The following is a 23,645-nucleotide window of genomic DNA, read 5'->3' as shown; positions in this document are numbered from 1 at the left end:
GGGAATTATTAATGAGAAGGTCAAAACTTTCTAGTATCTTAGTTACAGGTACACTAGCTTCATTACTTGCACTAACTGCATGCGGCGGCAACGACAATGGGGGCGCTGATAATAATAACGGTGCAAATAACGGGGGCGACAACAATGAAGATGTCGCTGATAACGGCGACAACAATGCTGAGGACAACGGTGAGGAAGCCGCGGGGGAAGATGGCTTGTATTCCATTGACGACTTCGATAACGTAACCTCAAACGAAGGAGAAGCAATTGACGGGGGATCTATAACTTTTGGTCTTGTATCTGACACTGCTTTCGAAGGAACTTTAAACTATAACTTCTATTCAGGTAACCCTGATGTTCAGGTTATTCAATGGTTTGACGAGCCGCTTTTAACATGGGATGAAAACTATGTTTACACAAACGACGGCGCTGCCACTTATGAGACATCTGAAGACGGATCTGTATTCACATTCACAATTCGTGACAATGTTAACTGGCATGATGGAGAACCAGTTACAGCAGAGGACTGGCTTTTCGCTCATGAAGTAATTGGACACCCGGACTATGATGGTCCTCGATACGGAGCAGATTTCACTAACATTGAAGGTATGGAAGAGTACCACAACGGTGAAGCTGACACAATCTCCGGTATTGAAGTTATCGATGAGAAAACTTTAGAAATAACATATCTTAATGTTTCACCATCTTTAGTAACAGGAAGTGTCTGGACCTATCCTTTAGCTAAACATATTTTTGGTGATATGGAAGTAGCAGATATGTCTTCTTCTGACGCAGTTCGCCAGAATCCGATTGGCTTTGGGCCATTTGAAGTAGACAGCATCGTACCAGGTGAGTCTGTAGTTTTCACTAAAAACGAAGATTACTGGAGAGGCGAACCTAACTTAGACGAAGTTGTATTACGTGTAGTCAACCCGTCAACAGTAGTACAGGAACTTCAGTCAGGCGGAGTGGACCTTGTGAGTTCTTTCCCGGTTGACCAGTTCCCTGAGAACGCAGAAATGTCTAATGTTGAATGGTTAGGAATTGTTGACCGTGCATACACTTATATTGGATTTAAGCTTGGCCACTGGGATGCTGAAGCTGGAGAAAACGTTTCTGATCCTGATATGAAAATGGCAGACGTAGAACTTCGTAAAGCAATGTGGCATGCCGTTGATAATACTACAGTCGGTGAGCGATTCTATAATGGTCTTCGCTGGAATGGTACTACTCTGATCCCGCCATCCCACCCTGAATTCCATGATGAAACGAACGAAGGCAGAGAGTACGATCCTGAACTTGCTAACCAGATCCTTGATGAAGCAGGTTATGAAGATGTAACAGGCGACGGTTTCCGTGAAACACCGGACGGAGAAGAGTTAGTAATTAACTTTGCATCCATGACTGGTGGAGACATTGCTGAGCCATTGGCACGCTACTATGTACAGTCCTGGGAGCAAATTGGCCTGAATGTTGACCTTCAAATGCTTGAATTCAACACATTCTACGACCTTGTTGAGGAAGATGATGAAGGAATCGACATTTACCAAGGCGCATGGGGTGTAGGTATCGACGTTGACCCGACTGGCCTTTGGGGACGTACTGCACCATTTAACTATACTCGTTACACTAACGAAGAAAACGACCGTCTGCTTGCAGAAGGTGTTTCTGAGGATGCATTTGATCTAGACTACCGTGCTGAAGTGTACAATGAATGGCAGGAATTCATGGTAGAGGAAATCCCGGCATTCCCGACACTTTACCGTGCTAACCTGGTACCTGTTAACAACCGTGTATTAAACTATGCGATAGGTGACGGCCATGGAGTATATCTGAACGAACTTGCAGTTACTGCTGAAGAAGCAGAATCTGCCGAATAATAGTACTCAAAGAGGGTGTCCCAAAAGCCTAGCTTTTGGTGACACCCTCTTTCTTTACCAATTAATTGAAGTAAATGTAATTAGTTCGCTCGCATCGCTCTCGGCGGACGCGTTCCCCGGGCAACGCTTCAGCCTCCTCGGGAAAAACGCCCTGCGGGGTCTTCAGCCGTTGCTTTTCCCGCGGGAGTCGCCGCCTGCCGCTCTTTCGAGCTATTTTAATAAAATTGAAAAATAAAGAAATCGCCCCATTTGGTATAATTAAAGCACCACACCAAAACCATACCAGGAGGCGATTTCTTTATGAAACATGATCATATTTCTTTCCAAGATTATAACATGGATCAGCTGTATTTACCAATGGATCTTGAAGTAGAAATCCCAACCCATCACGTTTGTCGCATTGTCAATCGAGCCGTGGAAGAACTCGATAAGAATATTCTCTATCGGTGTTATGACGGGGGCGGACGTCCTCCTTATCATCCGAAAATGATGTTAAAAATTATCCTCTATGCCTATACACAGAAAATCTACTCCTCCAGACAAATCGCAAAACAGCTTAAGGAAAATATTTATTTTATGTGGCTGGCTCGCCACCAACAGCCGGACTTCCGCACCATTAACCGTTTTCGCTCCGAGAAAATGAAAGAAATTATCTATGAGATTTTCTTTTCTATCGTGGATCTCCTTCGGAATCATGGTCTCGTAAAGTTAGAAGACTACTTCCTTGATGGCACCAAGGTTGAAGCTAACGCCAATAAATATACGTTCGTCTGGCGAAAAGCCACCGAGCGCTACGACAGCCAGCTCAACGAAAAGTACCATAAGATTATGCAGGGTATAGAGAAGGTGATCCGGCAAGACGAGGATCACGCAGGAGAGTTGGACGAACAAGAGAAACTAGCGGCTGACCCAATCACTTCAGCTGACATCAAACAGTCCATTACTGAACTCGAAGAGAAACTGGATGAGGCACCACAAAACCGTGAGGTTAAAAAGGCGAAGCGCCTTCTTGAAAAGGATCTCCTTCCACGAAAAGAAAAATATGAGACGCAAAAAGAGATTCTGAACGGCCGAAACAGTTACTCTAAAACCGACACTGATGCGAGTTTCATGAGAATGAAGGATGACCACATGCGTAACGGCCAGCTTAAGCCAGGCTACAATGTACAGACAGGGACAGAAAACCAGTTTATCACCGGATTTAGCCTTCATCAGCGAGCTGGAGATCCAGGCTGCCTGAAACCACACTTCGATTTACTGGAAAAATACGGTCGCCGACTTCCCAACAACCTGATCGCCGATTCAGGCTATGGAAGTGAGGAAAACTACTCCTTTTGTAAAGAGAAGAAGATAGAAGCCTATGTGAAATACAGTACACTGGATAAGGAACAGACCAAAAAGTTTAAAGATCAGATCGGTCGGGTGGAGAACCTCCAATATGATGAAGAGGAAGACGAGTGGAATTGCGCTAATAATAAGCGTCTTACGTTTCAGTATAATTCTAATCGAAAAACAGAAAACGGTTATACGACGATCAAACGTGTTTACCGGTGCGTGGATTGCCACGGCTGTCCTTTCCAGGAAGTATGCGCTAAAGGAAAAGATACGAAAACGATTAGTGTGTCTATGAAGAATCAGGAACAGCGAAGGCAGGTTCGGGAACGGCTTCAGACAGAAACAGGAAGTCAGCTTTACCGGCGGAGAAAGTGTGACGTAGAGCCGGTTTTTGGACAAATTAAATATAACCGAGGCTTTAATCGGTTCCATCTGAGAGGCCTTTCCAAAACGACGCTGGAATGGGGTCTTCTTTGTATTGCCCATAACTTTCTAAAATGGGAAACACATCTGAGGTTGAAGGAACAAAAAGAAATAAAAAGAGAGCCAAAGGCAGGGTAAGAGGCCTTCGACTCTCGAAAAATTAACTAAAAAAAGCTTACAAAAAGAGGCTGTCCTTTGAAGATCGCAATTTAGCGACCTTTTGGGACAGCCTCTTTCTTACCTTTAGTCAACGCATTTTTGTTAATTTCTTTTACATTTCATTTTTGAGTGTAGGAGGAAGGGGGACCCCTTCCTCCTACACCCAAGTTTTTGTATCACAAAAAGACCTTACGCTTTCCTGTTTTTCGAAAGGTCAATGTGCTATAGTTGAATCAAACTTCGTTACGATCTTTGAGCTGGTAGTGCGGACTCATAATCGTACAATATGCCGTGTGTGATAAGTTGAAACGTCACTTTCAGGAACTTATTCATACACGCCACAACAGCGACCTTATGAGGCTTACTCTGAGGTTGCTTTTTTAATTTGTAATAATAGTCCACGAAGTGATTAGGTTTTCCTTTTGCCATAAGCATTGAACAAATCATAAAAAATAAAATTTTCCGCAGCTTCTTATTACCTCTTTTATTTATTCGATCACGATATTGCATATTACCGGATTGATAGCGCATGATATCAATGCCCGCGTAAGCGTTTAACTGTTTGGCGTTTTTAAAACGGCGGATATCCCCTAGTTCGCCAATCAGTCGACACGCTGTTGAATCTCCGATTCCTGGAAATGAACGCAAGACCTTATATTCTTTTCTCCCTTCTGAGATAGTTACCATTTGTTTGACGAGCTGAACCTTTTTCTCCATCAAATCCGCAATACGTCGAGCATAATCCCTTGCTTGATCACAACGAATGTCCGACGGATCAATAGCTGGATACGAATTTTCGGCAGCTTTCAATAATACAATGGCTTTCTCCTCTGCGCGTTTTAAAGATAAATTCTTTCGGGTGTTCTCTTTCAAACGGTTTTTAATAATCGTTTTTGAAAGTGCTCGTAATTGTGCCGAATGGGGATAGAGCTGTACGAGATTTAAAAATAACGCGGAACTTGGTGTAATGAGCTGTTCCAATTCCGGAAATGATAGATGTAAAATCGCATGCATTCTACTGCGTAAGAGGATCATCTCTTCATCAATTTCATCATAGTAACGTGTAATCGCCCGCATTTGTTCAAAGTAGTCATCTTGTTGGTATGTCGCTTCGCGAGCCATACTAAAGTGTGTTTTCGCAAGCTCGTGGGCATCGCTAATATCTGTTTTATGACGACGCATCTTAGCCATTTGTAAATTCGCTTCCAATGGATTCATACGGCAGTATGTATGGCCTTTAGTCGCCAGGAACTTTTCCAGTGGTTTTGAGTAAATACCTGTTGCTTCAAACACAATTTCGGGGGCTTGTTTATCCAAAACCGTCATTTCTTCAATTCTGTGATGAAGCCGTTCAAAATCAATCCGAGTATGAGTTAATTCCCCTTCCAATTCACATTGTTTATACCGGTCATAAATAGCAAAAGTACTTTTTCCTTTACTGACATCAAGTGCGATGACATGCTTCAAACGAACCTTCTCCTTTTTAGCCAATCATAGAAGTCTTCACAGCGCCTTATTGATTCCATTTTCTTATACACGATCTCTTGGACCCAACATACTAAACTGATTCAAACAAGGGTGTGAAGTTGGCCGGTTTTTTGATACGGACTCTTATCTTGGTCCCAGAGGCTGTTCGGCCTTTCTTCACTTCTACTATAAAAAAATAGTAGCACAGACCATGGCCTTGGTCTGTGCTACTAATGTTAGTATGTTTTTTCTTTTATTTAGTTTTGCTGATGAGTGTCCGTGGTGCATTTTATTATAAAAAAACCTGCCCCGGAGCTATCTGCCTGTTACATCTATAAAAGATGTTGCTATTCCTTACAAGTTAACTTATAATTCCAAGGGGTATAAATGGCCGGTTATCTGCAAAAGTTTGTCTGCCTATTGTTGGCAGAAGCACAGATTTATACAGAACAGGCAGGTACGGCTAAGTGCTATAAGATAAAGGGGTGGGTTTAATGAGAAAAACAAAAATGACGAGTTTCTTTGTAATGGGGGCACTTGCTTCTTTATTGACTTTAACTGCCTGTGCAGATAATGGCGACGGACCGGAAGAAAATATGGATGATGCTAATGAAAATAATAGTCTTGCTGATAATGAGAGGGACGGATTATATTCTATAGAAGATTTTAATAATCATACTTCAAATGATGAGGAAGCTATAGAAGGTGGATCTATCACCTATGGTTTAGTTTCCGATACGCCGTTTGAAGGAACGCTTAACTGGAACTTTTATTCCGGAGCACTGGACGGAGAAGTTCTCAGCTGGTTTGATGAGCCTCTGTTAACCTGGGATGAAAATTACGTTTACACAAACGATGGCGCTGCAACATATGAAGTATCCGAGGACGGACGCACCTTTACTTTTACTATTCGCGACAACGTAAACTGGCATGACGGCGAGCCGGTTACTGCAGAAGACTGGGCATTTGCTCATGAAGTAATTGGTCACGCAGAGTATGACGGGCCACGTTATACAGCTGACTTTGCGAATATTGAAGGGATGGAAGAGTATCACCAGGGGGAAGCAGATTCTATCTCAGGAATAGAAGTAATTGATGAAAAGACATTAAGTATTACATTTATTGAGGTGTCACCTTCATTACTTACGGGAAGTATCTGGGCCTATCCTTTAGCAAAGCATATTTTTGAAGATATGGAAACAGCAGATATGTCTTCTTCCTCTGAAGTACGCCAAAATCCAATAGGGTTTGGTCCTTTTAAAGCAGAAAGCATTGTACCAGGTGAGTCTGTCGTCTTCACTAAAAATGAAGATTACTGGAGGGGAGAGCCTAACCTTGATGAGGTAGTTCTTAAGGTAATCAACCCAAATACAGTTGTACAGGAACTGCGTACAGGCGGAGTAGACCTCGTCAGTTATTTCCCTGATAATCAATTCCATGACAATGCAGACATGTCTAATGTTGAATGGCTTGGAACGACAGACAGAGCTTACTCTTATATTGGTTTTAAACTTGGTGTCTGGGATGAAGAAAATGAAGAGGCAGCACCAAACCCTGATAAGCCTGTATCTGATGCGGCCCTTCGCAGAGCCATGTGGCACGCTGTGGATAACACAGCTGTTGGAGAACAGTTCTATCATGGGCTTCGCTGGAATGCAACAACATTAATTCCGCCATCTCATCCTGATTTTCATGATGAAACGAATCCTGGCCGGGAGTATGATCCGGAGTTAGCAGAGGAGATTCTCGAGGAAGCGGGATTTGAAGATATTAATAATGATGGTTTCCGGGAGACTCCTGACGGTGAAGAGCTGGTGCTTACATTTGCTTCTATGACAGGCAGCGATGTGGCGGAGCCATTAGCTCAATATTATGTACAGGCATGGGAAGAAATCGGTTTGAATGTTGAACTGGAGATGATGGAGTTCAATACTTTTTACGATCGTTTAGGGCAAAGGGGAGAAGATGACCCTGAGATTGATCTATTCCTTGGTGCCTGGACTGTTGGTATAGATGTAGATCCCAGAGGGTTATATGGCCGGAATGCGATTTATAATTTCTCCCGCTATGCAAGTGATGAAAATGACCGACTGCTTACAGAAGGCGTTTCTGAAGAAGCTTTTGATTTAGATTACAGGCAGGACGTTTATAAAGAGTGGCAGGAATATATGGTGGACCAGGTCCCTGTTTTTCCAACGCTTTATCTTCCCGAATTAGTGCCCGTTAACAACCGTGTCAAAAACTTTGCTATTGGTGACGGTACAGGTGTCTACAGGCATGAAATTGCGGTAACTGCGGAAGAAGCTGAAATTGCAGAATAAAATTTCATGAGTATGTCGTTAGCTCAGAATGATTAAATAATTTCATGTTATACAAGAGTTGTTGAGGAGAGCGGTGTGAGGGTGTCACAAAAGTTTAACTTTTGCGGCACCCTCTTTCTTTGTTTTATGCAAGTTTTCAAATTGGATTTTTTACATACCCCAATATTTTTCACACTTTACCATATTCAGTTCATGATTTATTCACAAATGCTTTTTACCTATATCAGCGTGTTAACAATGAAAAATTGATTTTACTTGAGATGGGGTTCCTGAGTTTAGAAAAAAACATATTTTCTGCTTACTTTAGTCAATTTTCTTTCACAAATATTGTGAGAAAAATCACATGGAAGTTTCAGGATGAGCCGTAAAATAAGGTCACAGGTTAAATTAAGAAAGAAAGGAGATGATTAGATGAAATTCCTTCGGGGTTGGTTAAATAAACGATTCTTATTAATTCTGCTGGGAGGAGTATTCATTGGAGTTGTCTTATTTGCCGGAACGGCTACTGGGTTGAAGGCAACTGACACGGCAGATTTTTGCTCCTCATGCCATGTAATGGATGAAGCACATGCGACATTTATAGATTCTAACCATGCCACTCTTACCTGTAATGATTGCCATATACCGCAGGATAATCTTGTTTCTAAGTATGTGTTCAAAGGAAAAGCTGGGATGAGTCATATGTATATGAATACAATCGGCTCGGACGGTATTGAAGATGTAATTCATGCAAAGGCAACATCAGCTGAAGTAGTAAACGAAAATTGTATTAGCTGCCATGCGGCAGGGCTGGAGAATGTTGACTTTCATGATGTAAAAGACAGCTGCATAGATTGCCACCGCCAGGTTCCTCACGGAAATGGAAAGTATAAGCCGGCTGACTGGTTTGAGCCTGGGGAAGTTGATGTTAGAAGTTAAGTAAGAAATGAAAGGGTGAAAAGTAATGAAAGTATTTCAGGGAAAAAACCTCCTGCTGCTATTGGCAGTATTGCTTCTGACAGCTGTCCTGGCAGGCTGCAGCAATAGTTCAGAAGCTATGGAAGATAAACAGGAAACGACTGATTTGTCTCCGGATGAAATTTTAAATTCTGCATTTAAGGAAGAATTCCCGCTTCAATATGAGAGTTATTTAAAAAATATGGACTCTCCAAGTGAACATACCTCTAAGTTTATTACTGAAATCGAGCCGAATTTACCTATTTTGTTCCATAACTATGGGTTTATGCTCGAATACAATAAAACGAGAGGGCACACCTACGCAGTAGAAGATGTTATTAATGTAGCAAGAATAAATGATAACTCTATTGGATCATGTATGACCTGTAAAAGTACTGCTGTTCCTCAGCTTCTTGACGATATGGGTGATGAGTACTGGGGAGCAAGCTTTAAAGAAGATATCGTTCCAAGAACAGTTGCATATGGAGAAGGCGGAGAACTGGAAGAGCTTGGGGAGTATGGACATTTATCCATTGGATGTTCTGACTGCCACGATCCCGTGACAATGGATTTGAGAATTACCCGCCCTTCTTTTACGAACGCAATGGACAGAATGGGTGTGGATGTATCAGAAGCCAGTAAAAATGATATGCGTACTTATGTATGCGCCCAATGCCACGTTGAATATTATTTTGGCGCAGACAATGGTAAAGTAACATTCCCGTGGGATAATGGCTTAAAGCCGGAAGACATGTTTGAATACTACGAGGATCAAGCTAAGGACCAGGACTTTGATTATGACTGGATCAGTTCTATATCAGGCGCACCAATGCTGAAAGCACAGCACCCTGAATTTGAACTGTGGAGTTATGGAACGCATGGTGAAGCTGGAGTATCTTGCTCAGATTGTCACATGCCTTATGAGCGTACAGATGGCAAAAAGAAAATTTCTTCCCACCACTGGGGATCGCCAATGGAAACAGTTGAGCAGTCCTGCCGTTCCTGCCATGGAGACAAATCAGAAGCTGAACTAGTTAACCGGGTGGAAAATATCCAGGAAGCCCACCTTGAAGCAATGCATGAAACACAGGATCACTCTGTTAAGTCCCACTACTATGTAAACCGTATGATTACGGCGGGGGCACCGGAGGATAAGATTGAAGAAGCGCAGTATTATGTGCGAAAAGGACAATGGTTCTGGGATATTATCGCAGCAGAGAACTCTGATGGTTTTCATAATCCTCAGGGGGGGATGGATGCTATGCGTACATCTTCGGATGCTTCCAACCAGGCTATCCAGATAGCAATTGCTGAGCTTACAAAGCTTGAGGTTGATCTGGAAGAACTGGAGCGGGAAATAGAGAAAGTAGTCGCTGATGTTCATAATGAGGAGGATCCATTTAAGAAACATGAGCATGCTGTTAATGAGTATTTCCCTAATGTACTGGAATTAGACTAATATATTCAGACTAAAAAACTCCCACTAACCGGGAGTTTTTTTTGGTTTACTTCGTTTTATAGCAATGTACACAATTCTGCCAAATAACCTTCACAAAGCCGACACGTGCATATGTGAAAAATATCACAGAGGGTCGTTCCTTTGCGGTATAAAGTCATATTAGAGATGAAATTAAGAAAGGGAGAAAACCATGAAAAAGACTTTATTCAGACTGCTGGCGGTTTCTTTTGCTGTTTTACTCATACTTGCTTTTCAGAACTGGAATGTCGTTAATGCTCAAAGTGAGGCTAAGGAAGAACTCCCTTACAAAGAGTTAGTTATACAAATAATGCCTGAATATGTTACACCAGCTGGATGGGAAAGTGATGTGCCTGTTCTTTTAATAGGGCAGCACGGGACTTTTATAAACTATAACAGCGATAGCTATGAAGGTCCATTTACAGTAAGTATCCCGGCGGATCAGCCTGATTTGTATGTATCCCTCGCAGGAAAGTTCGATAACAATGGCGAGCTTGAGGAACTGGATTATTCAGTTGACGAGGAAGCAGGCATTCTTACCTGGATACCGGAAGAGCCTGTAGAACCGGGAGAAGAATACAGATATGTCGTTGAATACTATTACTCTCTTTTTAACGGCGGTACGGCTAAAGAGATGGAATTCACAATTACATCAGACAGAGAAACAGAACTTATGAATGTCCTTTATTTTGAACCCCTGGGAGCAGAAGATACAAAACTCAGCCATGAGCCGGACAGGGTTACAGATATGTTTGGTGTTCCGGTACATGCATATGATTTTGAACAAGTAAGTGCCGGGGAAGTGTTTGATCTGTCGGTGACTTATGTAAAAGACAGCATTGTAACTACACTTGAAGCTCTGGAAGACAGAAGCCCTCCGGATGACGATATCCATGCCGGATTCATGGACGGAGGTGGAACAAGCAATGGAGAAGGAGGGAACAACCCGATTATCAGCACTGAAAATTCGGTAATGATAAGTATTTCTATAATCATAGCAGGCATCTTCGTTTTCTTCGGTTTAAGAGGCTCACAAAACAAGAAGTCATCAGAAACTGAAAATACAGCAGAAGACATAAAAAGGGGACCATCAGATTATATCGACAAAAAAACATTAAGAAAGCAGTTCCTGAATGGAGAAATAGATGAAAAAACATACCGGCTGAAACTATCAAAACTTTCTTAGTAAAGGGGAGAGAAAAGTGACGAAAAATACAAAAGTTATTTTAGGCGGCTGTGCAGTTTTTCTCAGTATTATGATTCTGCTTATTACAGCGACACCTGCTTCCAGCGGTTCTGAAATTTCAATTCTTGAAGCGAAAATTAATGAATCCCAGTACGAAGGAAGATATATCACAACGGAAGGTTTCCTCGTTAATGGCTCTGTAGACTGGGAGCCAGACACTATCGAACTGCGGTTTACATTAGAAGATGAGGATGGGAACGAACTGGACGTCTATCATCATGGCGTGCGCCCGGACAACTTCTCTGATGACGTAATAGTGATTGTACATGGTTTCCTGAATGACGGCATTCTGGAAGCTGAGAAGGTTCAGACACGATGCCCGTCAGCGTATGAAGGAGAAGATCCTGACAATTATGATCCTGACTTTCACCGTGAGCTTCTGAGAGACGATAAGGAGGATGGCAGTTAAAACCTCCAGTAATATTAATTCATCAAAGTAGGTGGACCCTTTGTATATAATAGGTAATTTATCAATATATTTAGCGTTAATATTATCGGTTTACGCTTTTGCATCCTTATTCCTGGGGATCAAAAAACAGGATCAAAGATTAATAGACAGCGGGCGGGGGGCTACACTTGCAATTTTTATACTGGCATCCATTTCCATGCTGTTAATGTTTATTCTTCTTGGGACAAGCCAGTTTCAATTCGAGTATGTCTACCAGTACACAAGTTCGGATTTGCCACTTCTTTATAAGCTTTCAGCATTATGGGCCGGAAATGCCGGGTCATTACTGCTCTGGACATTCTTTTTAACCATGTATGCTGCAATGGTAGGCTACTCAAAGAAAATGGTCCGCAACCCGATGACTCCATACATTATTGCAATAATGACATTGAACACTATTTTCTTTTATCTGATTCTCGCGTTTGTGACGAAACCGTTCATGCTGCTGGACGGGGTGCCGCCTGAGGGCCGGGGATTAAACCCGATGCTTCAGGATCCGGGAATGATACTTCACCCGGTGGCCATATACCTCGGTTATGTTGGACTCGTTGTTCCTTTCGCCTTTGCTATTGCCTCTTTAATCCTTAAGAACATGGATTCCTTCTGGGTCAAGATGACAAGGCGGTGGACAATTATAGCCTGGGTGTTTCTGACCCTTGGTAATGTCATTGGCGGATACTGGGCCTATACAGAATTAGGCTGGGGCGGATACTGGGCATGGGACCCGGTAGAAAATGCAAGCTTTATGCCGTGGCTTACGGTAACAGCTTATCTCCATTCTGTAATGATTCAGGAACGAAAAAACATGCTGAAGATATGGAACCTCAGCTTGATTATACTGTCATACGCGCTGACGCTATTTGGAACATTTCTCGTACGAAGCGGGGTACTAACTTCAGTTCATGCTTTTGGAGAATCTAATTTAGGTGCTTACTTCCTGATATTTATGGCATTTATGGTCATTCTTGCAATGTATGTGCTGATGAGCCGTTATCACCTTATTAAGAAAGATACAGGCCAGTTCGAGTCTTTTTTATCGAAAGAAAGCTCGTTTCTGATTAATAACCTTATACTTCTCGGCGGAACTTTCGCTGTATTCTGGGGAACTGTTTTCCCGTTAGTAAGCGAAGCAGTCAGAGGCACAAAGGTGACGGTAGGGATTCCATTTTTCAACACAGTAATGTCACCTATCCTGCTTGCTCTTCTGTTTATAATGGCAGTCTGCCCGCTGATCGCATGGCAGCGGTCCAGTATGAAAAATATACGGGATAATTTCTTAATTCCAGCTATTATCAGCCTGGTTATAGCAGGACTTCTGGTGTTTATGGGCATCAGGGACGCTTATCCCGTAATAGCCTGGTCAATTATTGCCTTTATGGTACTGACCCACATAACAGAATTTATCCGCGGTACTTCCGCTAGAAGAAAAGTAACGAAAGAACCGGTCCCTGTAGCTTTTTATAACTTAATTATAAGAAGCAGAAGAAGGTACGGAGGATATATTGTCCACCTGGGGATTGCCATTATGGCGGTAGGTATTGTAGGGGCCAATTTCGACCTGGAGAGGCTGGAAACGATGGAGATAGGTGACAGTGTGGAAATTGGCGGATATACAGTCACTTATGAAAATCTTGCCCAGCGCAGTGAAGGGGTTAACGACATTGTTTATGCGAATATGCGAGTAGAAAGAGACGGCAGAGACTTAGGAATTATGCAGCCAGAAAGGATGTTTTATCTAAACTGGGAAGAACCATCTACAAATGTAGCGGTCAGAAGTACGTTAAGAGATGACTTATACATCGTGCTAAGTGCCTGGGAAGAAGACCAGCGGGCCACCTTCCAGTTTAAAGTCAACCCTCTCGTTAAGTGGGTATGGATTGGCACATATGTCCTTGTAATCGGCGCAGTCTTCGCAGTATGGAAAGGACGGTATGGGAATGTGACTCCTCGTTATGCCGGACCGCAAAGGAAGGTATATTGATATGGTTAAAAAAATCTTTGCAATCATGCTGTTAGCAGTTCTTGCAGGAATGCCTGCTTTTGCAGCGGAAATGTACGATTATAACTCCGCTGAATTCAAGGACAATGCCTCTCAGTTTATGTGTATGTGCGGCTGCGGGCAGGATCATTTTGAATGTAATATGGATGGCTGTGGCTTAAATGATTCATTTAAAACAGAAATCTTAGAAATGATGAATGACGGGATGACACAGGATGAGATTAAAAATCATTATACAGGGATGTATGGGGAGGTCATTTTGACAGCTCCTGAGAAAAAAGGCTTCAGTTTAACAGCCTGGATAACGCCATTTGCAGCTTTGGGTGCTGCAGGGGCAGGCGTTACACTCCTGGTCAGGCGCTGGGTAAATAAATCCCGCTTAAACACGGACCATTTTGAAGACAGCGAGCCAAAAGACAAAGAATCAGAGCTTGAAGAGGAGATTCTAAAGGCGATGGTGGATGAAGAACGTAAAAAGTATTACTAGGATGTGAAGCAAATGGCGTATGTAGCAGCTTTGCTAATAATTGGGTTATGCCTGTATTTAGTCGTTCAGCCGTTTTTTCAAAAGGAAAAAAAGTGGCGTACAACCGAAATTAAAGACGATCTGGATGAACTTTCAAAAGAGCATATTTTTGCCACGCTGAATGAGCTTGAAATGGAATATAACATGGGCAAATTGCCAGAGGCGGACTATGGCAGGCTAAAAGGCTTTTATGAGAATCTGGCCGCTAAAAAAATTAAAGAAGAGGCAATCTCGCAGGAAGAAAAAACAGAAAAAAGGGTAGAAGGTCATTCCGTTGAAGGACAAGTCTTTGACGAAGAACTTGAATATGAAATTAATAAGGAATTAAGGGAGCTTAAAAAAAGGCGAAAGGAGAAGGGATAAAAAATGTTTACCTGGATATTAGCCGGAGCCAATGTAACTATACCTTCTCCTGGGTTCCATAATCCAGGGCATGTGAGATTGTGGAACGAAACGCCACTCAGAAACTTCGACCCTCATTTAGTGACAGCTTTGCTGATTCTTATAGTAGTTGCAGGAGTATGGTGTTTCATACATTTTACGATAAAAGAGCGGAAAAAAGAAGCTGCTGCTGCATCAGATGCTGATGAGAAAAAGTTTCAGGAGCTTGCAGCTAAAAAGAACATCCTGCTTAACAAAATCCTTCAGGCCGAGGAGGAATATAACGCAGGCCTGATTACAGAAGTTGAGCTTGAAGAAAGAGTTTCCGGTTATAAAAGCTATTTGTATAAAGTAAAAACAGAGTTAAACCAATATTTAGATTAACCGATTAACCCTCAGGAGGTACTGCCATGATTCAGACAGAAAGCATCATTAAGGTCATCGGGGAAAAAATGATTCTGAAAAATATAACCCTTAATATTGTACAGGGAGAAGCGACGGCAATTATCGGACCGAATGGTGCTGGAAAAAGTACGTGGCTGAAAATAGCGGCAGGATTGATTAAACCTACAGAGGGACAAGTGTCTTTAGAAGGAAAGCAGCTGAAACGGGACCACTATCAGAGACAGCAGAAAATAGGTTACCTCGGCCATCAAAGTTTCCTGTACGATCATCTTACACCTGCCGAGAACCTTCGCTTTTTCGCGAATTTGTACAGAGTAAAGGACGCTGATAAGAAGATATCTGACTTGCTGGAAAAGGTGGGGCTCACCTTTTTTAAAAACGAGCCTGTGCGTTCCTTTTCCCGGGGGATGATACAGCGTCTTGCAATCGCCAGAGCAATCCTCCATGAGCCTGAAATTTTACTTCTTGATGAACCTCATACGGGCCTTGATCAGGAAGCTTCGCAGATTTTAAATGAAGTTATTCTCCGCTCAAAGGCAAACGGGGTGACTATTATCATGGTTACACATGATTTCCCCCAAGTAGTAAAAACGTGTGAACGGGTGATTACCTTTAAAAACGGTAGAGTTTGTGATGATGTAAGGATTAAAGGCAACAGTACAAGCTGGCTTCGGGAGCGGTATGAGAGGCAGGTGATGGCACAGTGAAACATCTGATCCGGCCTGCGTTAGTTATAGCAGGCAAAGATTTATATTCTGAGTGGAAAACGAGGCAGACCATGTCAACCATGCTCATTTTCTCTGCCTTAGTAATAGTAGTTTTCAGCTTTGCATTTGATCCGTCCAATCAGGCAGTGAGCGCTCTTATACCGGGGATGATATGGATTATTACAGTGTTTGCCGCGATACTCGGTTTAAATCGCTCGTTCACTGCTGAACAAAGAAATGACCATATACACGGTTTTATTGTAGCTCCTATTGATCCGTCCAGTGTATTCCTGGGAAAATTCATTGCTAACTTTATTTTTGTATTAGCGGTTCAACTTGCTGCCATTCCATTACTCTTTCTCCTTTTTGATTTCAGGGTGATTACAATAGAAAGTATTTTTTATCTGGCAGCAATTATATTACTGGGCACTTTTGGTTTTGTCACTACAGGCACTTTTCTTGCAGCTATGTCAGCAAATTCAAAGAGCAGTGAAATGCTTCTGCCGATATTGCTGTTCCCGCTTGCTACTCCTGTTTTAATAGCGGCGGTTCAGGCGACGCGTATCGTGCTGCTGGATCTTGAAAAATTAAGCAGTGCTTACTCCTGGATGCAATTAATGGCGGTTTATGACCTCATTTTTTTTGCAGCGGGAATCATATTATTTGAATATATTCTGGAGGTGTAAAAATTGAAACATGATAATGGACTAGTGAGTCTGCCTGAACCAGGTATGCTCCATCGTGCACTCCTTCTGTTAGCTGTTCCTATGGTCCTTGTTTCATTATATTTAGTATTTATCTGGTCTCCTGTTGAGAGACAGATGGGTGTAGTACAAAAGATATTTTATTTCCACGTAGGTTCCGCCTGGAATGCATTTCTCGCCTTTTTCGTTGTAATGGTCTTTAGTATTTTATTTCTAATTACAAGAAAGCGGATCTACGATATGATCGCCGGGGTGAGTGCGGAAATTGGAGTAATATTTACAGCAATCGTACTAACAACCGGGCCAATCTGGGCAAGGTCAGCATGGAATACATGGTGGACATGGGAGCCCCGGTTAACAACAACTCTGATCCTCTTCTTTATGTACATTGCTTATATTATGGTAAGGAGCCTGGATATGGAATGGCAAAAGAAAGGAAGGCTGTCGGCAGTTCTAGGTATCGTTGGAGCGCTTAATGTGCCAATTGTATACATGTCGATCCGCTGGTGGGAATCCAACCTGCATCCTGTCGTAATGGGAGAAGGTGCAGACGGAGCAGGTGGAGGAATGGAGCCAAGCATGTTCTTCACATTGATGTTTACTGTATTTACTTTAACACTTGTTTACATTGTACTGATGCAGAGTGGTGTTTATATTGAGAAGCTAAGGCTTCATGCAAAGAAACTTAAAGCAAAACAGCAAGAAAAAATGACAGGATAATAAGGGGAGGAAAAGAAAATGACTTATTTGTTTGCAGCGTATTCTATCATCTGGCTATTAATCGGAGGATATATTCTGGTTCTCGGCAAAAGGCAAAAACAGGCAGTTAATGAAGTTAAATTCCTGCAGGAACTTCATAAAAACTAAGTAAAAGCCCTTAAATGGATTGTAAGGGAGGGGAAGAGTATGAAGCAGCGGAAGATTATAAAGGCCTCGGTTTTAATTTTTGTTACAGGCATGCTTCTGGTAATGGTAATGGGGATTCGCGGACAAGGGACAGCGGTAGCTATCGGGGATGAAGCAGCGGATTTCGAGCTTGAAAGTTATGACGGAGAAATCCATAGGCTGTCTGATTACCATGGCGAAGTAGTAGTATTAAGCTTCTTTTCGACCTGGTGTAAACCTTGTGAATCAGCAGCACCGAAATTTATAGAGTTTCGGGAAAAATATGATGATGACATGGTATTTTTCACAATTGTTAAAGCGGAGTCAAAAAACTCGCTGACGCGGTTTATTGACAGGACAGGCTATGTTAATCCATATTTAATGGATTTTGATCTGTCAGTATCAAACAGTTTTGGGATTATTGGACAGCCTGAGACTATTGTAATAGATAAAGAAGGGATTATAACAGATCATTTCATCGGTTCTCCGCCATTTGATCTTCTGGCGAAGAGAGTAAGTGATTTGAATAAGGAATAAAAAGAGGCTGCCAGATGGCGGCCTTATTTTCTTAATTCCTTCATATTAAATCTGCCTCGTACTTGTCCAGGGCTGCTGGACGTTGTATTCTGGAGGAAGAAGACGTAAAATCATTTGTACAAATTGTTATAATCTTTTGGCTGACGGACGGGCTGACTCTGCCGCAGCTGGAGAGGGTGGACGGAAGTTGTCTTTTAAAACGCAATGGCAGCAGGATGATGAAAAATATATGGAAGAGGCCCTTAAAGAAGCCCGAAAAGCAGGTGAGCTTGGCGAAGTTCCCATTGGAGCAGTGATCGTAAAAGATGGCCAGATTATTGCTTCCGGACATAATCTTCGGGAAGCGGGCCAATCTGCCACCGCGCATGCAGAGCTGCTGGCGATTGAAAAGGCCTGTGAAGCTGTTGGGAGCTGGAGGCTGGAAGAATGCACTCTCTACGTTACTCTTGAACCTTGCCCCATGTGTGCCGGAGCGATTATCCAGGCCCGTCTTCCGAGAGTCGTTTACGGCGCAGCTGATCCTAAAGCTGGTTGTTGCGGTACATTAATGAACCTTCTTGATGAACCTCGGTTTAATCACCAGGCAGTTGTAAGCAGCGGAGTCCTTGAAGAAGATTGTGCTTTTCTGCTGACAGATTTCTTCAGGAAGCTGCGGGAAAAGAAAAAGGCTGATAAAAGGGATAAATCGCCGCATTCCCGGAGAAGTAACCCTCTTTGAGGCGTTGCCCGGGGAAAGCGAGATTGTGCAGAGCTCATCAACAGACCTTGTGTTTATAGTAATAATGATAAGTAAGAGCAATAAGGATACTCATAATATTTAATAAAGAGGTGATTCAAGTGCGGCCAAATCAAATATCTCTTGAAACTGCAAAAATGTTATCTGAAAAATTAAAAATGCCAATTGAGCATATTATGCATACGCCTCCTCATATCCTCATGGCGAAGGTAAAAGAGGCAGAGGAAAAGGCAGCAGAGAAAGAAGCCGGAGAGAAACAGGATTCCGGGGAATAAAAGCTTTCCATGCCGAAAAGAAAAACATATTCTGACCCTCTTGCAATTTATGCATAAAACCTATATAATAATAACTGCGTCGCAAAAAGGCGCAACTTAATATTGTTAAAAACTTTGCCGTGCTAAGTGGGGAGGTAGCGGTGCCCTGTACTCGCAATCCGCTATAGCGAGACCGAATCCCTTCTCGAGGCTTTAGCACTTCAGGGTCTGACCTAAGTAAGTGGTGTTGACGTCCGGGTTCTGCGCAACGGGAACCTGTGAACCCTGTCAGGTCCGGAAGGAAGCAGCAGTAAGCAGTCATTCTCGTGTGCCGCAGAGTCGCCTGGGCCGAGCTAACTGCTTAGGTAACGCCTGGGGTGCTATTGCCGACAGAAGGTGCACGGCATTTAATAAACCAATTTATGAAACTGTCTGTTTACCAGGCAGTTTTTTTCATTATATAAAAGAAAAAAACGGTTTTGGTACAAACAAAATTACATCTCACGGCAATCTCTTTGCTGTGTGAAAACTTGCATAGTTTTTTCAGGAGAATCATTTTGAAAACGTGCTTTCTAATCGGTATAATGAAACTAAGTTATTATTCCAGAGTCTCTGTTGAAAAGAACTGTTCAATAACGGCTTACTGGTCAGGGAGCGGGCTTTTTTCAGAAAAAACGGGAGAGACTATTTGTTATGGTAAAAAAGGAAGGGTGCGCCACATATGAGTTATCAAGCGCTTTATCGGGTTTGGAGGCCAAAGTGCCTGTCTGATGTCGTCGGTCAGGAACATATAACGAAAACATTAAAAAATGCATTACTCCAACAGAAACTCTCCCACGCTTATTTGTTTACCGGACCGAGAGGAACTGGTAAAACAAGTGCTGCAAAAATTGTTGCTAAAGCGATTAACTGTGAGAATGCACCTGTTGATGAACCGTGTAACGAATGTGCTGCCTGCCGTGGTATCCAGGACGGGACGATTGTTGATGTAATGGAGATCGATGCCGCAAGTAATAACGGTGTAGACGAAATAAGAGATATACGTGATAAAGTTAAATTTGCTCCCAGTGCTGTAAAATATAAAGTATATATTATTGATGAGGTTCATATGCTTTCTACCGGTGCTTTTAATGCTCTTCTTAAAACACTTGAAGAGCCGCCGCGGCACGTTATTTTTATACTGGCAACTACCGAGCCTCACAAAATCCCTCTAACAATCATTTCACGATGCCAGCGATTTGATTTCAAACGTATAAATGCGCAGGCTATTATCAGCCGGATGAAAGAAATTTCTGAGGCAATGGAGATCAGAGTCGATGACAATGCCCTTGCCATGGTTGCCCGGGCATCAGAAGGCGGAATGCGTGATGCGCTGAGTCTTCTTGATCAGGCTGTGTCCTATGCCGAAGACCGGGTTACTCTGGAAGATGTCATTTCAATCACCGGAGCTGTGTCGCAGCAATTTTTATATAATACAGCCCTTGCGATTAAAGAAGGGGATGTGGCAGCCGGTCTGACTGCGGTTGACGCTATCGTGAGAGACGGGAAGGATCCAAACAGGTTCATTGAAGACTTAATTTACTTTTACAGAGACGTACTAATGTTTAAAGCCGCACCTGGAATGGAAGAGGTCAAAGAACGAATTGCCACAGATGAAAAGTTTAAAGAAATCGCCGAAACACTGGATCAGGAAAAAATCTTCCCTATTATGGAGCAGCTGAACCATTTTCAGCAGGAGATGAAATTTTCCAACCATCCGAAAGTGTTCCTGGAGATGTTTATCGTACAGGCCTGCAACGCCTCCAGGCAGGGCAGCCAGCTCACAGGAATGCAGGGAGAAGCGGGAAGTAATAATGAAACAATCCAGCAGCTGACTTCAAAAGTAAGTCAACTGGAGTCTGCCCTTCAAAGACTTTCCTCAGGCAATACAACAGGTCTTGCTCCTGCCCAGGAGGAAGGACAGGATCAGGGAGGAAAGCGGCCTGCTCCAAGGCCTGCACAGGCAAGCGGGAAAAGCAGAGCGCAAATGACAAGAGTAAAAGCGATGCTGAAGCAGGCAAGCAAGCAGCATTTGCAAACCCTTCACAGCCAGTGGGGCCAGGTAATGGAGCAAGTGAAAAAGCAGAGTGTTCCGGCTTCTGCCTGGCTGAATGATTCATCCCCGGTTGCTTGTTCCGAAGATGTATTTGTTCTCTCCTTTAAAAACGAAATGCATCGTGACATGATAGACAGTAAGTTCCGCGGATTGGTGGAACAGACGGTTTCTGCTGTACTGCAGCGGCAGGTAACTTTAGTTGCTTTGCTGTCGATGCACTGGGATGAAACGAAAGAATCTTTTAAGAAAGAACAAAAAGCAACAATGGGAGGCGACGATGCAGAAGACTCTCAGGAAGAAGAAGATCCGCTTATACAGGAAGCTCTGAAGCTGGCGGGCCGCGATCTGGTTGAAATAAAGGAATAATTCAATTAATGTTATTACAGCGTCAAAAAAGAGGAAGCGAGGAGATTATTATGAAAAACATGGGAAATATGATGAAACAGATGCAAAAAATGCAGAAGGAAATGACTAAGGCTCAGGAGCAGTTAAAAGAGGAAACTGTAGAGGCAACTGCAGGCGGCGGAATGGTCACTGTAGTAGCCAGTGGAGAGAAGAAAATTCTTGATATTAAAATCAACGAGGAAGTTGTCGATCCTGACGACATCGAAATGCTTCAGGATTTAGTCTTAGCTGCCACAAACGAGGCACTTGTTAAGGTTGATGAACTCGTGAATGAAAAGATGGGCAAGTTCACTAAAGGGATGAATATACCTGGAATGTTCTAAAACCTTCAGCCTAATGAGCAGGTTCAGAACCAATTCCAGTTGTACGGAGAGGAAATTATTTATAAGCTCCGTTTGCAGCGGGATATACCGGGAAAAGGTAAATAAACAGATAAAAGTAATTATCTGTCCTGACAAAAGACTTGGTTATGAGCCAAGTCTTTTCTGTGAATTGTATAAAAGTTAAGTTAAGAATAGAAAGATTGAAAGGGGCTGTTATCCATGCAATACCCACAGCCGATATCCAAGTTAATAGAAGGTTTTATGAGGCTTCCTGGCATCGGACCGAAAACGGCCGCCCGGCTTGCTTTTTACGTCCTTAATATGAAAGAAGACGATGTTCTTGATTTCGCTAAAGCACTTGTGAATGCAAAGAGGCAGTTAACCTACTGTTCAGTATGCCATCATATAACAGACATTGACCCATGTCGTATTTGTGAAGACAAAAACAGGGACCGGACAGTTATTTGTATAGTTCAGGATTCAAAAGATGTCATAGCAATGGAAAAAATGAAAGAATACACTGGCTTGTACCATGTCCTCCATGGGGCTATTTCGCCGGTAGACGGAATTGGACCTGAGGATATTTATATTCCTGATCTTTTAAAGCGGCTGCAGGATGAAACAATCCAGGAAGTCATTATCGCAACGAACCCTAATATCGAGGGAGAAGCGACAGCAATGTATATTTCACGGCTTGTGAAACCGACGGGTATGAAAGTGACAAGAATTGCCCATGGACTTCCTGTAGGCGGGGACCTGGAATATGCAGATGAAGTCACCTTATCAAAAGCAATTGAAGGAAGACGAGAGCTTTAGAGGGGAGAAGAGGCTGAATGTTTTTTTTGAAAAAAAACAAAATGCGTAAAAAAGAGGATGAGAGTCTCCTCCAATGCCTGGAAACGGTAAAACACAGGGTAAACCAGCAGGAACTATTGATGAACAATAGTATTGACTATCATAACTCAGTAGATTACAGAGCTAAGGCTGAAAAGGCGAAATATCTGTTCCTTTTAAAAGAAGCGAGAGTGCGGAAAGCCCGTGTGGGAAAATAACAGTTCTAATAGAGGAGAAACTTCATAAACTTTCTTAAGAGCTTGTACGGCAGAAATGTTTTGTCTGCTCATACTTAGGCAAAAACTGTCATGAGCAGCACTATAGCTGGGCAAGCTCATTATTGAGGAGGTGTGAGAGTGGAACCTGTAGTAGTTCTTTCATTATTAGGTGCATTAATTTTTCTGCTTTTGATTTTAGGCGCTCCTATGAAACCAATGTATTTCCTGGGCCAGGGAGCGATCAGGCTTTTAATAGGGGCTCTGTTGCTTTTCTTTCTTAATACATTCGGGGTCATGTTCGATTATAGCCTTCCTATAAATATGTTTACCGCTATAGTTACCGGGTTTCTTGGTATTCCTGGATTGGCTGTTTTAATATTTGCAGACATTTTATTAATTCCATAGCAGCTTGTTTAATCGTGTCAGAAAATAACAGAGTTTAATTGAGATTGTCGGCAACTTCTTTTTTTAAAAAAGTTGTTGACTTTAATTTTTGAGGATGATATATTATTATTTGTCGCCGAAAAGAAAGCGACTGAGCAAGCGAGCAAAAATATTTTTTAAAAAAAGTTATTGACTCTCATTTGCGAAAATGTTATGATGGTTAAGTCGCCAAAAACGACAGCGAAACATTTTGACCTTTGAAAACTAAACAAAAAGCCAAGCGAAGTGGGATATTTTAAATATCCCGTCAATCGAAAGAGTAATCTTTCAAATTAAATGATGTCAGAGACATCAAACTCGTTTCAATTTATTGGAGAGTTTGATCCTGGCTCAGGACGAACGCTGGCGGCGTGCCTAATACATGCAAGTCGAGCGCAGGAAACAGGCTGATCCCTTCGGGGTGATGCCTGTGGAATGAGCGGCGGACGGGTGAGTAACACGTGGGCAACCTGCCTTACAGACTGGGATAACTCCGGGAAACCGGGGCTAATACCGGATGA

General features: G+C 42.5%; 24 protein-coding genes, 1 other RNA gene and 1 other annotated feature (1 of these 26 cut by a window edge). Of the genes, 24 read left to right on the top strand and 1 reads right to left on the bottom strand.

What is annotated here, in order from left to right; translation table 11 throughout:
• The first annotated feature begins 11 nt into the window (after window positions 1–11).
• Window positions 12–1,880, top strand: a complete 1,869-nt coding sequence (gene opp4A / locus BK582_RS05240) for an oligopeptide ABC transporter substrate-binding protein (protein ID WP_078593300.1) — start codon at window positions 12–14, stop codon at window positions 1,878–1,880.
• 300 nt (window positions 1,881–2,180) lie between these two features.
• Window positions 2,181–3,776, top strand: a complete 1,596-nt coding sequence (locus BK582_RS05235) for an IS1182 family transposase (RefSeq protein WP_078593299.1) — start codon at window positions 2,181–2,183, stop codon at window positions 3,774–3,776.
• 264 nt (window positions 3,777–4,040) lie between these two features.
• On the opposite strand, the gene BK582_RS05230 is transcribed toward BK582_RS05235, so the two are convergent.
• On the bottom strand, window positions 4,041–5,264 hold the full coding sequence (locus BK582_RS05230; RefSeq protein ID WP_078593298.1) for an IS110 family RNA-guided transposase: 1,224 nt from the start codon (window positions 5,262–5,264) through the stop codon (window positions 4,041–4,043).
• A 494-nt stretch (window positions 5,265–5,758) separates the two neighbouring features.
• Between BK582_RS05230 and opp4A (BK582_RS05225) the strand changes: the two genes are divergently transcribed.
• The 22 genes from opp4A (BK582_RS05225) (at window position 5,759) to BK582_RS05115 (ending at window position 23,106) form a co-directional block, all read left to right on the top strand.
• Complete coding sequence (gene opp4A, locus BK582_RS05225) at window positions 5,759–7,585, top strand: oligopeptide ABC transporter substrate-binding protein (protein WP_078593297.1); 1,827 nt, start codon at window positions 5,759–5,761, stop codon at window positions 7,583–7,585.
• Window positions 7,586–7,996: 411 nt separating this feature from the next.
• Window positions 7,997–8,503, top strand: a complete 507-nt coding sequence (locus BK582_RS05215; protein ID WP_078593295.1) for a cytochrome c3 family protein — start codon at window positions 7,997–7,999, stop codon at window positions 8,501–8,503.
• Window positions 8,504–8,528: 25 nt separating this feature from the next.
• A complete protein-coding gene (locus tag BK582_RS05210; RefSeq protein WP_078593294.1) occupies window positions 8,529–9,980 on the top strand; it encodes an ammonia-forming cytochrome c nitrite reductase subunit c552 in 1,452 nt (483 codons plus the stop codon).
• 190 nt (window positions 9,981–10,170) lie between these two features.
• Window positions 10,171–11,184 (top strand): hypothetical protein, encoded by a 1,014-nt coding sequence (locus tag BK582_RS05205; protein ID WP_078593293.1) that lies wholly within the window; start codon window positions 10,171–10,173, stop codon window positions 11,182–11,184.
• Window positions 11,185–11,200: 16 nt separating this feature from the next.
• Window positions 11,201–11,653, top strand: coding sequence for a cytochrome c maturation protein CcmE (locus BK582_RS05200; RefSeq protein WP_078593292.1), 453 nt, complete (start codon window positions 11,201–11,203; stop codon window positions 11,651–11,653).
• A 40-nt stretch (window positions 11,654–11,693) separates the two neighbouring features.
• Window positions 11,694–13,673, top strand: a complete 1,980-nt coding sequence (locus tag BK582_RS05195; protein ID WP_078593291.1) for a heme lyase CcmF/NrfE family subunit — start codon at window positions 11,694–11,696, stop codon at window positions 13,671–13,673.
• A 1-nt stretch (window position 13,674) separates the two neighbouring features.
• Window positions 13,675–14,178 carry a cytochrome c-type biogenesis protein CcmH gene (locus BK582_RS05190; protein WP_078593290.1) on the top strand — a complete coding sequence of 168 codons (504 nt, stop codon included), beginning with the start codon at window positions 13,675–13,677 and terminating at the stop codon, window positions 14,176–14,178.
• Between the two features lie 12 nt (window positions 14,179–14,190).
• A complete protein-coding gene (locus BK582_RS05185) occupies window positions 14,191–14,580 on the top strand; it encodes a hypothetical protein (protein WP_078593289.1) in 390 nt (129 codons plus the stop codon).
• A gap of 3 nt (window positions 14,581–14,583) precedes the next feature.
• Complete coding sequence (locus BK582_RS05180) at window positions 14,584–14,982, top strand: hypothetical protein (RefSeq protein WP_078593288.1); 399 nt, start codon at window positions 14,584–14,586, stop codon at window positions 14,980–14,982.
• A 26-nt stretch (window positions 14,983–15,008) separates the two neighbouring features.
• On the top strand, window positions 15,009–15,710 hold the full coding sequence (ccmA, locus tag BK582_RS05175; RefSeq protein WP_078593287.1) for a heme ABC exporter ATP-binding protein CcmA: 702 nt from the start codon (window positions 15,009–15,011) through the stop codon (window positions 15,708–15,710).
• Window positions 15,707–16,396 (top strand): heme exporter protein CcmB, encoded by a 690-nt coding sequence (locus BK582_RS05170; RefSeq protein ID WP_088036636.1) that lies wholly within the window; start codon window positions 15,707–15,709, stop codon window positions 16,394–16,396. Before ccmA ends, BK582_RS05170 begins: the two co-directional genes overlap by 4 nt.
• A 3-nt stretch (window positions 16,397–16,399) precedes the next feature.
• Window positions 16,400–17,134 carry a cytochrome c biogenesis protein gene (locus BK582_RS05165; protein WP_331249271.1) on the top strand — a complete coding sequence of 245 codons (735 nt, stop codon included), beginning with the start codon at window positions 16,400–16,402 and terminating at the stop codon, window positions 17,132–17,134.
• An 18-nt stretch (window positions 17,135–17,152) separates the two neighbouring features.
• Window positions 17,153–17,281, top strand: coding sequence for a CcmD family protein (locus tag BK582_RS05160; RefSeq protein ID WP_078593286.1), 129 nt, complete (start codon window positions 17,153–17,155; stop codon window positions 17,279–17,281).
• 39 nt (window positions 17,282–17,320) lie between these two features.
• Window positions 17,321–17,836 carry a TlpA family protein disulfide reductase gene (locus BK582_RS05155; protein WP_078593285.1) on the top strand — a complete coding sequence of 172 codons (516 nt, stop codon included), beginning with the start codon at window positions 17,321–17,323 and terminating at the stop codon, window positions 17,834–17,836.
• Between the two features lie 187 nt (window positions 17,837–18,023).
• Complete coding sequence (gene tadA, locus BK582_RS05150) at window positions 18,024–18,554, top strand: tRNA adenosine(34) deaminase TadA (RefSeq protein ID WP_276328193.1); 531 nt, start codon at window positions 18,024–18,026, stop codon at window positions 18,552–18,554.
• Window positions 18,555–18,673: 119 nt separating this feature from the next.
• Window positions 18,674–18,847, top strand: a complete 174-nt coding sequence (locus BK582_RS05145; RefSeq protein ID WP_078593284.1) for a YycC family protein — start codon at window positions 18,674–18,676, stop codon at window positions 18,845–18,847.
• A 117-nt stretch (window positions 18,848–18,964) separates the two neighbouring features.
• Window positions 18,965–19,230, top strand: an RNA gene (ffs, locus tag BK582_RS05140) — signal recognition particle sRNA large type.
• A 317-nt stretch (window positions 19,231–19,547) separates the two neighbouring features.
• Entirely contained in the window at window positions 19,548–21,287 is a 1,740-nt protein-coding gene (gene dnaX, locus BK582_RS05135) for a DNA polymerase III subunit gamma/tau (RefSeq protein WP_078593283.1), read from the top strand.
• Window positions 21,288–21,337: 50 nt separating this feature from the next.
• The gene (locus tag BK582_RS05130) at window positions 21,338–21,649 is read left to right on the top strand and encodes a YbaB/EbfC family nucleoid-associated protein (protein WP_078593282.1); all 312 of its coding nucleotides are present in this window, start codon (window positions 21,338–21,340) and stop codon (window positions 21,647–21,649) included.
• A 219-nt stretch (window positions 21,650–21,868) separates the two neighbouring features.
• The gene (gene recR, locus BK582_RS05125) at window positions 21,869–22,465 is read left to right on the top strand and encodes a recombination mediator RecR (protein WP_078593281.1); all 597 of its coding nucleotides are present in this window, start codon (window positions 21,869–21,871) and stop codon (window positions 22,463–22,465) included.
• A 17-nt stretch (window positions 22,466–22,482) separates the two neighbouring features.
• A complete protein-coding gene (locus BK582_RS05120; RefSeq protein WP_078593280.1) occupies window positions 22,483–22,701 on the top strand; it encodes a YaaL family protein in 219 nt (72 codons plus the stop codon).
• A gap of 138 nt (window positions 22,702–22,839) precedes the next feature.
• The gene (locus BK582_RS05115; RefSeq protein WP_078593279.1) at window positions 22,840–23,106 is read left to right on the top strand and encodes a pro-sigmaK processing inhibitor BofA family protein; all 267 of its coding nucleotides are present in this window, start codon (window positions 22,840–22,842) and stop codon (window positions 23,104–23,106) included.
• A gap of 346 nt (window positions 23,107–23,452) precedes the next feature.
• Window positions 23,453–23,645, top strand: a sequence feature (mutual gap in cmsearch alignment for this rRNA model is longer than 100) (it continues 562 nt past the right edge of the window).

This window comes from Evansella clarkii, from assembly GCF_002019695.1.
Lineage (GTDB): Bacteria > Bacillota > Bacilli > Bacillales > Salisediminibacteriaceae > Evansella > Evansella clarkii.
This window is presented reverse-complemented; position numbering and strand designations above follow the sequence as displayed.